Here is a 9,959-nt window from a genome sequence, read left to right as displayed (position 1 = left end):
AGCACGCGCAGGCCGGCCAGGCCCCCGGTCATCACCTCCAGCGCGGAGAACAGCGCCTCCCGGGCCCGGTCGGAGGTGGGGCGGGTTTCCCGGCCGGCGGGTACGGCGAGGCGCCGCCCGCCGGCGGTGCCGCCGACGATGCGGGTCATGCGCGGGCCTCGGTCATGCCTTCTCGAGATAGCCGGCGCGTTCGGCGTCCAGCAGGTCGGCGAGCGCGTTCACGAGCGCCGGCTGCCCGGCCAGGGCCGGGTCCTCCTCGACGAGAGCCGTCGCCGCGACCCGGGCCTCCGCGATCAGGTCGGCGTCCTTGACCACTTGCAGCATCCGCAGGCTGGACCGGCGCCCGGACTGCGAGGTGCCGAGCACGTCGCCCTCGCGGCGCGCCTCCAGGTCGAGCTGGGAGAGCGCGAAGCCGTCGGTGGTGGAGGCGACCGCGTCGAGCCGCTCCCGGGCGGGGCTGGCCTCCGGCGCCTCGGTGACGAGCAGGCAGAGGCCGGGGGCACTCCCCCGGCCGACCCGGCCGCGCAACTGGTGCAGCTGCGACATGCCGAAGCGGTCGGCGTCCAGGACCGCCATCACGGTCGCGTTGGCCACGTCGACGCCGACCTCGATGACCGTGGTGGCGACCAGCACATCGAGTTCGCGGGCGGCGAAGGCGGCCATGGTGGCGTCCTTCTCCTCGGTCGGAAGGCGGCCGTGCAGCACCCCGATGCGCAGTCCGGCCAGGGGCCCCTCGACCAGCATCGGAGCGACCTGCGCCACCGCAGCGGCCGGCCGGCGGGCGGAGGTCTCGTCGAGCTCGCCCGGGTGGCCGTCCGGGCCAGCGTCCTCGTCCGCGTCGTCGGCGCCGATCCGCGGACAGACCACGTAGACCTGGTGGCCCTTGCCGACCTCCTCGCGGATCCGCGTCCAGGCCCTTTCCAGAAAATGCGGCTTCTCCGAGACCGGGACCACGTGGGTGGCGATCGGTGAGCGCCCGGCCGGGAGCTCGGTCAGCGTCGACACGTCCAGGTCGCCGAAGACGGTCATCGCGACCGTGCGCGGGATCGGGGTCGCGGTCATCACCAGCAGGTGCGGCGGGCTCGAGCCCTTGGCCCGCAGGGCATCGCGCTGCTCGACCCCGAAGCGGTGCTGCTCGTCGACGACGACCAGGCCGAGGTCGAAGAAGTCGACCTTGTCCTGCAGCAGGGCGTGGGTGCCGACCACGATGCCGGCCTCCCCGGACGCCGCGTCGAGCATCGCCCGCTTGCGCGCGGCGGCGGACAGCGAGCCGGTGAGCAGCGCGACCCGGGTGCCCTGCTCGGCGCCGCCGAGCTGGCCGGCCTCGGCGAGGGGGCCGAGCATCGCGCTCAGCGAGCGAAGGTGTTGCTGGGCCAGGACCTCGGTGGGGGCCAGCAGGGCGGCCTGCCCGCCCGCGTCGACCACGGCGAGCATCGCGCGCAGCGCGACCACGGTCTTTCCGGAGCCGACCTCGCCCTGCAGGAGCCGGTGCATGGGGTGCTCGCAGGCCAGGTCCATCGAGATCTCGTTGCCGATCTCGCGCTGACCCGCCGTCAGGTCGAAGGGCAGGCGGGCGTCGAACGCCGTCAGCAGACCGTCCTTGGCGGCGACCCGGCGGACCGCGGGCAGGGCCCGCGCGGCGGCGCGGCGCTGGGCCAGCGCGATCTGCAGCACGAACGCCTCATCCCACTTCAGGCGCTTCCTCGCGACCTGCACCTGGCCGTAGTCCCGCGGCCGGTGGATCAACCGCAGCGCCTCGCCGAGCGACACCAGGTCGTTCTGCGACCGGACCTTGTCCGGCAGCGGGTCGGGCACGACGTCGAGCGCCTCGAGCACCGCATGCACATGCTTGGTGAGCTGCCAGCTCGGCACGGCGGCCGTCGCCGGGTACATCGGGATCAGTTCGTCGGTGAAGGCCTCGGCATCGTCGGGATCCCCGCCGAACAGGAAGCAGGCGGGCTGGGTCAGCTGGCGCTCGTTGCGGAACGCGCTGATCGTCCCGGAGAACAGGCCGCGGACCCCGGGGTTGAGCTTGTCGCCGGTGGTCCAGTTGCCCTTGCCGAAGAACGTCAGCTTCAGGGTGTCGCGACCGTCGGTGACCACGACCTCGCGGATCACCCCGGAGCGGTTCTTCATCCGGCGGGTCACGGCGGTCTTCACCTCGGCCTGCACCGTGACGTCAGCGCCGATTTCCAGATCACGCAGCCGGGTGAGCTCGCCGCGCTTCTCGTAGCGGCGCGGAAAATGGCGCACCAGATCCCCGACGGTGTCCAGGTCGAGGCTCTTGGCCAGCTTCTTGGCGGTGTCGTCGGACAGCACCCGGTGCAGGGCCTCCCCCAAGGGGTGGTGAGCGTTCAGCGCCACGGGCGCACACTAAACCGGTGCGCCGACACCGCGCGGGAAGGCGCCGGTTGGCGCCCGGCCACGGGCCTCGGCTACCCTGACTCCTCGGTCCGGGCCCCGGGCCCGTTCTCGTTCGCCGCACGATTGTTTGGAGCATCACCGTGGCTGCCAACTGTGACGTCTGTGGCAAGCGCCCGGGCTTCGGCAACAGCATCTCCCACTCGCACCGCCGCACCTCGCGCCGCTGGAACCCGAACATCCAGACCGTGCGCGCCATGGTGAAGGGCACCCGCAAGCGGATCCACGCCTGCACCTCCTGCATCAAGGCCGGCAAGGTCACCCGCTAGCCAGCTCCATCCCCGAGACCGCCTGGTGCATGCGCCGGGCGGTTTTTCGTGCCCGCGTGCCGCGACTCAGCGCCCCTCGCCGGGGATGTCATCCCTCTCGACACCGGCGATGGGGGCAATTCGGACATATCGCGGTCGAGGGGGATGACATCCCCTGGAGTTCGAGGTTCCGGCGTCGAATTCGGGTGTCACGATCGACGCTGTGCCGGACATGAGGGTGTCGTGAGCAGTCCGACCGGCCCAGCCCGCGCACGTGAGGACGCCTACCGCGTTCTGTTCGACGCCCAGTTCCGGCCGATCCTGGGCTACGCCCTGCGGCGGACGGCGAGCACCGCCGATGCCGCGGACGTGGCCGCCGAGACCCTGCTGATCGCGTGGCGGCGCTTCGACGAGGTGCCGCCCGGCCACGAGGCGCGGCTGTGGCTCTACGGGGTGGCCCGGCGGGTACTGGCCAACCAGGCGCGCGGCGAGGTGCGGCGCGAGCGTTTGGGGGCCCGGTTCCGGGACCACCTCGAGGCCGTGGTGGCCGACCCGGCCGACCGGGCGGTGCTCGACGCCTCGATCCGTGCCGCCCTGGCGCGACTCGGCGAGGCCGACCGCGAGCTCGTCACCCTGAGCGTCTGGGAGGAGCTCGAGCCGCGCGAGATCGCCACGGTGCTCGGGGTCTCCCCCGAGGTCGTCCGCACTCGCCTCAAGCGCGCCCGGGGCCGGCTGCGCGAGTTGCTGATTGAGATCGACGGTCACGGTGCGGTGCCTGCCGGACATGCAGGGGTGGGCGAGTTGACGCTCGCCCGGGAGGAGGACCAGCGATGAACGATCACGAGCTCGACGCCCGGCTGCGCGCCACAGCGATCGACGACGCAAGCGTTGCGCGGCTGCCTCTCTCCCCCGTCACCGACGACCTCGCGGAGGAGATCATGCGCACGCCCGCCCCTGTGCACTCAGCTGACAGTGCACCGCTCACTGTTCCCGTCACCACCCGCCGGCCGACGCGCCGGATGAAGCTCGTGCTCGCCGCGGCGGCTGCCGCGGCCGCCGTTCTCGTTGGCACCGTCGTGATCCCGGACGGCGGCGGGAGTACCGCGTTCGCCGCGGAACTGGTCGCGGTCGCGGAGGCCAACGAGCGGATCCTGGTCGACCGCGACAGCTGGAACGTCAGCCGCGTCGACGAGTTCACCGCCTCCAACGGCGAGATGACGTTCTCCGACGGCACGAGTTCGCTCAATCTGCACTGGGCGCCGGCCGCCGAGTACGCCCCGCGGCTGGCCAAGCACCGTCAGGAGTTCGGCGAGGGGTCGAGCGTTCCGGTCCTCGGAGGGGAGGGCCGGATGTTCCCCTACGGCGGCAACGAGTACGAGACGTTGCTCGCCCCCGACGGCGGGACCTACGTGCGCGTCCGCGGCAACGTCGGCGACGAGGCGGCCTACCGGGCGCTGCTCGCCGACCTGAAGACCGTCGATGTGAGGACCTGGCTGTCGGCCATGCCGGAGTCCGCGATCCAGCCGGGCCAGCAGTCCGACACCATCGCGGCGATGCTCAAGGGTGTCCCGCTGCCGGCCGGTTTCGACCGTGCCTTGATCGAGGCCGGGAAGGGCGTGCGGGACCGCTACCAGCTCGGTGCCGCGGTCACCGGCGCGGTGTCGTGCGCCTGGATCGACCAGTGGGTGGACGGGGACGCGAAGGCGAAGGACGAGGCGATCGCTGCGATGCGCACGTCCGGTGAATGGCAGGTGCTGAAGGACATGGACTCCGAGGGCGACTACCCGGAGGCGGTCGCCGAGGTGGCGCCGGCCCTCGCCGGCGAGGAGACCGGCAACACCAAGCCTGGCGTCGACCCCGTCTTCGCCTTGCGCAGCATGCTCGGTTGCCACTGACGAAGCATCACGGACCTGTCAGTCGCGCAGCGTCCAACCGTGATCGACCGGGCCGATCCCTGATCCCAGGGCGAAGCCCCGCTCCAGAGCACTGGTGAGAAAAGCCTTCGCGGCCCGCACCGCCGACACCGGGTCCTCCCCGGCGGCGAGGCGGGCCGCGATCGCGCTCGCCAAGGTGCAGCCGGTCCCGTGGGTGTGCCGGTTGTCCAGGCGCGGGGCGCGGAACGCGTACTCGTCCTGCCCGTCGAAGAGCAGGTCGACGGCATCGCCGGGCAGGTGTCCGCCCTTGATCAGCACCCAGGCCGGTCCGAACGCGTGCACGGCCTCGGCGGCCGCCCGCAGATCGGCCTCGGCCGGGTAGGACTTCCCGGTCAGGGCTTCGGCCTCCTCGAGGTTCGGGGTGACCACGGTGGCGAGCGGGATCAGCCGGTTGCGCACCGTTTCGAGCGCCGCCGGGGCCAGCAGGGCGTCGCCGTGTTTCGAGACCGCGACCGGGTCGACCACGATCGGCACGCCGGCGGCGTGCAACGGGGTGAGCAGGTCGGCGACGGCCTCGACCAGGGCCGGCGAGGCGAGCATCCCGGTCTTCACCGCGTCGACGCCGATGTCGTCGACGACCGAACGGAACTGCGCGATGACGGCCTCGATCGGCAGCTCCCACACCCCCTGCACCCCGACCGAGTTCTGCGCCGTGATCGCGGTGAGCACACTCATCCCATGACCGCCGAGGGCGAGGATCGTCTTGAGGTCGGCCTGGATGCCCGCGCCGCCACCGGAGTCCGAGCCCGCGATGGTGAGCACCCGCGGCGGCGCCTTCGAAGTCGGGCCGCTCATCGGAAGTGGTCCCATCCGGCCGTGCCGGCGAAGGCGTTGCCGTCGACCGTGATCCCCTCGCCCGCACCGACGCGGCCCACCCGCACCCAGGCCGACGGCAGCTCCACCTCCGGCGGGAAGCACGCGGCCAGCGCGTGGTCCTCTCCCCCGGTGAGCATCCAGGTCCGCGCGGACGTATCGAGGTCCACAGCGGCCGCCTCCAGCGCCGCCGACGGGACGAACGCCGCACTGTCGAGGTCGATGGCGACGCCACTACCGCGCGCGATGTGACCGAGGTCGGCGAGCAACCCGTCGCTGACGTCGATCAGGGCGTGGGCGCCGAGCCGAGCGGCCTGCGGACCCGCTTCGTACGGCGGCGACGGCGTCCGGTGCGCGCGGAGCAGTTCCTCGTGCCCTGCGTCGGGCCCGTCCCGACCGGACTCCAGCCCTGCCTGCAGAAGCGCCAACCCCGCCGCAGAGGCCCCCAGCGCCCCGCACACGGCCACAACGTCGCCGGGCCGTGCTCCGGTGCGGGTCACCGGCTCCAAGCCCTCCAGGTCGCCCAGCGCCGTGACGGCGACCAGCAGGACATCGGAGCCGACGATGTCCCCGCCGACCACGGACGCTCCCATCGCAGCGCACTCGGCGGCCATGCCGTCGACAAGTCGTTCCGCCCAGTTGGTCGGCAGGTCGGGCGGGGCCGCGAGCCCGACCAGCAACGCGGTCGGGACGGCGCCCATCGCGGCCACGTCGGCGAGGTTGGCGGCGGCCGCCTTACGGCCGATTTCGTAGGCACTGGACCAGTCGGTGCGGAAGTGACGGCCGGCCAGCAACAGGTCGGTGGAGGCGACCACGCGGCCGTCCCGGGCGGCCACCACCGCGGCGTCGTCGCCGGGGCCGAGCAGGACGCCCGCGCCCTGCGGCAGCCGGGCGGTCAGGGCAGCGATCAGGCCGAACTCGCCCAGCGCTCCGACGTTGGTCGGTCGGGCACCCATCGCAACGCTCCGTCCCCAGCTCGCCCCGGTGTAGGTTTCGGCCCACTGTCATCAGCACTGCCCCAGCCCCCGCTTCCGCACGGAGGTCCACATGTCGATCCAGGCCTACATCCTCATCCAGACCGAGGTGGGCAAGGCCGCCGTAGTGGCGCAGCAGATCGGTGACATCCCCGGTGTGACCCTCGCCGAGGACGTCACCGGACCCTACGACGTCATCGTCCGCGCCGAGGCGGGGTCGGTCGACGAACTCGGCAAGCTGGTCGTGGCGAAGGTGCAGTCGGTGCCCGGGATCACCCGCACCCTCACCTGCCCGGTCGTGCACCTCTGAGCAGCCTGCGCTGTCCCGCTACCTGAAGCTCGGTCTCGCCGCTGCGCTGATCGCTGCCCTCGCGGGCTGCGGCGACGACGGCCCCGGTGGGGTGGCCGTCACCGCCCCGGTCTCGACCGCGGACGTCGGCGCCATCTGCGCCCGGGTCGAGCCGGCGCTGCCGGAGCAGGTCGACAACACCCCACGCCGTGACACCACGCCGCGCACCGACCGCACGGCGGCCTGGGGCGACCCGCCGGTGGTGATGCGATGCGGGGTCGAACGGCCGACGGCGCTGAGGGCCACCTCGCAGCTGAACACGGTCAACGGCATCGACTGGTTGGTCGAGGAGCGCGACGGCGGCCACGTCTTCACCACCGTCGGGCGCGCTGCTTACGTCGAGGTCACCGTCCCGGCCGGGCACGACCCGCAGGTGGGTCCGCTGGTCGACCTCGCGCCGGCGATGCAGTTCGTGCCGCCGCGGCCGGAATTCTACCCGCCACCGGCCGCGACCCCGAAGCAGACCGCGACGCCGAGGCAGACCGCGACGCCGAAGCGCTGATCGGGCAGAACGGCTAGCGCAGCCCGGAGCGGCGTTGCAACGCGGTGCGCAGCAGGCGGTCGATCAGCGTCGGGTAGTCGACGCCGGTGGCGGACCACATCCGCGGGAACATCGAGACCGGGGTGAAGCCCGGCATCGTGTTCACCTCGTTGACCAGGACCGAGCCGTCGGCGCACACGAAGAAGTCCACCCGGGCCAGGGACTCGCACGACAGCGCCTCGAACGCCTTCACCGACAACGCGCGTACGGTCGCGGCGACCTCGTCGGAGATGTCGGCGGGCACGGTGAGCTCGGTCGAGTCGTCGAGGTACTTGGCCTCGAAGTCGTAGAACTCGCGGTTGCCGAGCACCCGGATCTCCGCGGTGACGCTGGCTTCGGGGGCGCCCTGCACGCCGTCGGCGCTGTGCTCTCCCTCGAGCACGCCGCACTCGATCTCGCGGCCGATGACGGTCGCCTCGACGATCACCTTGGGGTCCCAGGCCCGCGCCTCGGCCATCCCGGCGTCGAGGTCCTCGGCTCGCTTCACCTTGGTGATGCCGACGCTGGACCCGGCCCGGGCCGGCTTGACGAACACCGGCCAGCCGAGCGCGGCGATCTCTGCGCGCACCGCGGCGTTGTCCGTCGCCCAGCGGCGCGTGGTCACCACGACGTAGTCGCCCACCGGGAGGCCGGCGCCGGCGAGCGCGACCTTCATGTGCGCCTTGTCCATGCTGACGGCACTGGAGAGCACCCCGGAGCCGACGTAGGGGATGTCCGCGAGCTCGAGCAGACCCTGGATGGTGCCGTCCTCGCCGTAGGGGCCGTGCAGGACGGGGAAGACCACGTCGAGGTCACCGAGCGCACCGGAGGGCTGGCTCTCGTCGAAGACGGAGAGGGCGCGGGTCGTCGGGTCACCGGGCAGCACCACAGCCGGCCGGGTCGAGTCGACCTCGGGCAGCTTGCCATCGCGGATCACCAGTCGGTCCGGGTCGTCGACGCCGAGCACCCAACGGCCCTCGGTGGAGATGCCGATCGGCACGACCTCGTAGACGCTGCGGTCGATGGCCCGCAGCACGCTGCCGGCGGACACGCATGACACGGCGTGCTCAGAGGATCGACCGCCGAAGATCACGGCCACGCGGGTCTTACGGTTCGCGCTCATCGATCATGACGGTACCGCGCAGGCGGGGCCGGAACAGGCAGAAACTCACGCTCGGACTAACGGTCTTCAGCGCTGTCCCGGCCGTGCGGGTTCCCGTACTCCGCGACCCCGGCCCGGCGCGGGTCGAAGCGGATGGCGGGGGCCCGTTCGGCGCGGATCACCTCGAGCTCGGCGGTGATGGCGGCCATGATCCGCTCGGTGGCCTCGGCGAGGACCTCCGGAGTGAGCTCGCGACCGGCGAGGTCGGCCAGGTGCACCGGTTCGCCCGCACGGACGTGGACCGTCTTGCGCGGCAGGAACGAGGGCCGCTTGGAGTACGGCGCGAGGATGCGGTGCGCACCCCACTGCGCCACCGGGATCACGGGCGCTCCGGACTCGAGCGCGATCCGGGCTGCACCGCTCTTGCCGACCATCGGCCACAGGTTCGGGTCCCGGGTAATGGTGGCCTCCGCGTAGACGACGATGCACAGCCCGTCCCGAACGGCCTGCACGGCCGCCTGGACGGACGCGCCGGCGTTCTCCCCGCCCCGGTACACCGGGATCATGTCCGTGCCGCGAAAGATCCGGCCGAGCACGGTGTGCTCGAACAGCTCGACCTTGGCCAGGTAGTGCGGTACGCGGCCGGCGCCGTGCACGAAGTGCCCGAAGGTGATCGGGTCGATCTTCGAGATGTGATTGGCGACCACGATCGCGCCACCGGTGCGCGGGATGTGGCCGCGGCCGTGCCACCGACGCTTCATCAGCACGAGCATCGGCGGAATCAGGAGGACCTCCGCAACGCGGAACCACCCTCGCTTGCGATCACGAGCCACGTCCCAAGTGTCGCCCGCGAACCTGCCGGAAGCGAGAGCGCGACGCGCTGACAGGATCGGTCAGTGGGTACAAAGGAGCAGTCGACGCCGGGCACCGGATGGTGTCTGGTGATCCCGGTGAAGCTGCTGCACCTGGCCAAGTCCCGCCTGAGCAGCGATCCCGCGGAACGCTCGGCGCTCGCGCTGGCTTTCGCCGCGGACACCGTCGCGGCCGCTTTGCGCACGCCGACGGTCGTCGAGGTGGTCGTGGTCACCGATGACGCGACCGCAGCGGCACTGGTGCGCGACCTCGGCGCCGAAGTGGTCGCCGACGAACCGGATGCGGGACTCAATCCCGCCCTGCGCCACGGTGCGACCCACGCGGCCGCCCGTCATCCCGGATGTGGCATCGGCGCACTGTCCGCCGACCTACCCGCACTGCGACCGGAGGACCTCGAGCGTGCGCTGGTGCGCGCGCGGACGGCCGGCGTCGCGGTGGTGCCCGACATCGAAGGTTCGGGGACGACGGCCTACCTCGTCGTCGACGCCGCGAGCTTCGCCCCGGCCTTCGGCAAGGACTCGTTGCAGACCCACGTGGCCGCCGGCGCACTCACCCTCGCCGCCGATCACGACGACGGGGATGAGGATCTGGCCTCGCTGCGCCAGGACGTCGACACCCAGGCCGACCTTGCCGCCGCGGTCGCGCTCGGCGTCGGGGCGCACACCGCGAGCGCCCTGAAGAACGCACGCTGACCTGCGCGAACAACGACAGCGCCGCCCGGCCCG

Annotated in this window: 12 protein-coding genes; 6 read left to right on the top strand and 6 right to left on the bottom strand. The window is 72.2% G+C overall.

Annotated features, from left to right (window positions below; translation table 11 throughout):
* Together H0X00_RS17515 and recG are read right to left on the bottom strand one after the other, a co-directional pair.
* The coding region (locus tag H0X00_RS17515; protein WP_293773380.1) for an RsmD family RNA methyltransferase at positions 1–149 on the bottom strand (149 nt) is incomplete at its 3' end.
* A gap of 13 nt (positions 150–162) precedes the next feature.
* Positions 163–2,364: an ATP-dependent DNA helicase RecG gene (gene recG, locus H0X00_RS17510; RefSeq protein WP_293773378.1), complete on the bottom strand. Its 2,202-nt coding sequence runs from the start codon at positions 2,362–2,364 to the stop codon at positions 163–165.
* A gap of 140 nt (positions 2,365–2,504) precedes the next feature.
* On the opposite strand from recG, the gene rpmB reads away from it, so the two are divergent.
* From rpmB to H0X00_RS17495, 3 genes are all read left to right on the top strand, one after another.
* Positions 2,505–2,690 carry a 50S ribosomal protein L28 gene (gene rpmB, locus H0X00_RS17505; protein ID WP_293773377.1) on the top strand — a complete coding sequence of 62 codons (186 nt, stop codon included), beginning with the start codon at positions 2,505–2,507 and terminating at the stop codon, positions 2,688–2,690.
* A gap of 222 nt (positions 2,691–2,912) precedes the next feature.
* Entirely contained in the window at positions 2,913–3,503 is a 591-nt protein-coding gene (locus H0X00_RS17500) for a sigma-70 family RNA polymerase sigma factor (RefSeq protein WP_293773376.1), read from the top strand.
* Complete coding sequence (locus tag H0X00_RS17495; RefSeq protein WP_293773375.1) at positions 3,500–4,564, top strand: hypothetical protein; 1,065 nt, start codon at positions 3,500–3,502, stop codon at positions 4,562–4,564. Before H0X00_RS17500 ends, H0X00_RS17495 begins: the two co-directional genes overlap by 4 nt.
* An 18-nt stretch (positions 4,565–4,582) precedes the next feature.
* Here H0X00_RS17495 and thiD read toward each other — a convergent pair whose 3' ends face one another.
* On the bottom strand, positions 4,583–5,398 hold the full coding sequence (gene thiD, locus H0X00_RS17490) for a bifunctional hydroxymethylpyrimidine kinase/phosphomethylpyrimidine kinase (protein WP_293773373.1): 816 nt from the start codon (positions 5,396–5,398) through the stop codon (positions 4,583–4,585).
* On the bottom strand, positions 5,395–6,372 hold the full coding sequence (locus H0X00_RS17485; RefSeq protein ID WP_293773371.1) for a thiamine-phosphate kinase: 978 nt from the start codon (positions 6,370–6,372) through the stop codon (positions 5,395–5,397). Before H0X00_RS17485 ends, thiD begins: the two co-directional genes overlap by 4 nt.
* 91 nt (positions 6,373–6,463) lie before the next feature.
* Here H0X00_RS17485 and H0X00_RS17480 point away from each other — a divergent pair, with 91 nt between their 5' ends.
* Together H0X00_RS17480 and H0X00_RS17475 are read left to right on the top strand one after the other, a co-directional pair.
* Positions 6,464–6,700, top strand: a complete 237-nt coding sequence (locus H0X00_RS17480; protein ID WP_293773368.1) for an Lrp/AsnC ligand binding domain-containing protein — start codon at positions 6,464–6,466, stop codon at positions 6,698–6,700.
* Positions 6,701–6,791: 91 nt separating this feature from the next.
* A complete protein-coding gene (locus H0X00_RS17475) occupies positions 6,792–7,241 on the top strand; it encodes a DUF3515 domain-containing protein (protein ID WP_293773366.1) in 450 nt (149 codons plus the stop codon).
* A gap of 13 nt (positions 7,242–7,254) precedes the next feature.
* On the opposite strand, the gene H0X00_RS17470 is transcribed toward H0X00_RS17475, so the two are convergent.
* Both H0X00_RS17470 and H0X00_RS17465 read right to left on the bottom strand, forming a co-directional pair.
* Positions 7,255–8,382, bottom strand: a complete 1,128-nt coding sequence (locus H0X00_RS17470) for a D-alanine--D-alanine ligase family protein (protein ID WP_293773363.1) — start codon at positions 8,380–8,382, stop codon at positions 7,255–7,257.
* Positions 8,383–8,438: 56 nt separating this feature from the next.
* Positions 8,439–9,122 (bottom strand): 1-acyl-sn-glycerol-3-phosphate acyltransferase, encoded by a 684-nt coding sequence (locus H0X00_RS17465; RefSeq protein WP_293773361.1) that lies wholly within the window; start codon positions 9,120–9,122, stop codon positions 8,439–8,441.
* Between the two features lie 135 nt (positions 9,123–9,257).
* Between H0X00_RS17465 and cofC the strand changes: the two genes are divergently transcribed.
* Positions 9,258–9,926: a 2-phospho-L-lactate guanylyltransferase gene (gene cofC / locus H0X00_RS17460; protein WP_293773359.1), complete on the top strand. Its 669-nt coding sequence runs from the start codon at positions 9,258–9,260 to the stop codon at positions 9,924–9,926.
* Positions 9,927–9,959 lie beyond the last annotated feature (33 nt).

The sequence above is a fragment of the Sporichthya sp. genome, assembly GCF_013815995.1.
In the GTDB taxonomy this organism is placed as follows: domain Bacteria; phylum Actinomycetota; class Actinomycetes; order Sporichthyales; family Sporichthyaceae; genus Sporichthya.
This window is presented reverse-complemented; position numbering and strand designations above follow the sequence as displayed.

What these genes read in the sequence shown, in the direction of transcription:
- H0X00_RS17495 (WP_293773375.1), top strand. Translation starts at nt 3,500, where the DNA reads ATGAACGATCACGAGCTCGACGCCCGGCTGCGCGCCACAGCGATCGAC.
- thiD (WP_293773373.1), bottom strand. Translation starts at nt 5,398, where the DNA reads ATGAGCGGCCCGACTTCGAAGGCGCCGCCGCGGGTGCTCACCATCGCG.
- H0X00_RS17485 (WP_293773371.1), bottom strand. Translation starts at nt 6,372, where the DNA reads ATGGGTGCCCGACCGACCAACGTCGGAGCGCTGGGCGAGTTCGGCCTG.
- H0X00_RS17480 (WP_293773368.1), top strand. Translation starts at nt 6,464, where the DNA reads ATGTCGATCCAGGCCTACATCCTCATCCAGACCGAGGTGGGCAAGGCC.
- H0X00_RS17470 (WP_293773363.1), bottom strand. Translation starts at nt 8,382, where the DNA reads ATGAGCGCGAACCGTAAGACCCGCGTGGCCGTGATCTTCGGCGGTCGA.
- H0X00_RS17465 (WP_293773361.1), bottom strand. Translation starts at nt 9,122, where the DNA reads ATGAAGCGTCGGTGGCACGGCCGCGGCCACATCCCGCGCACCGGTGGC.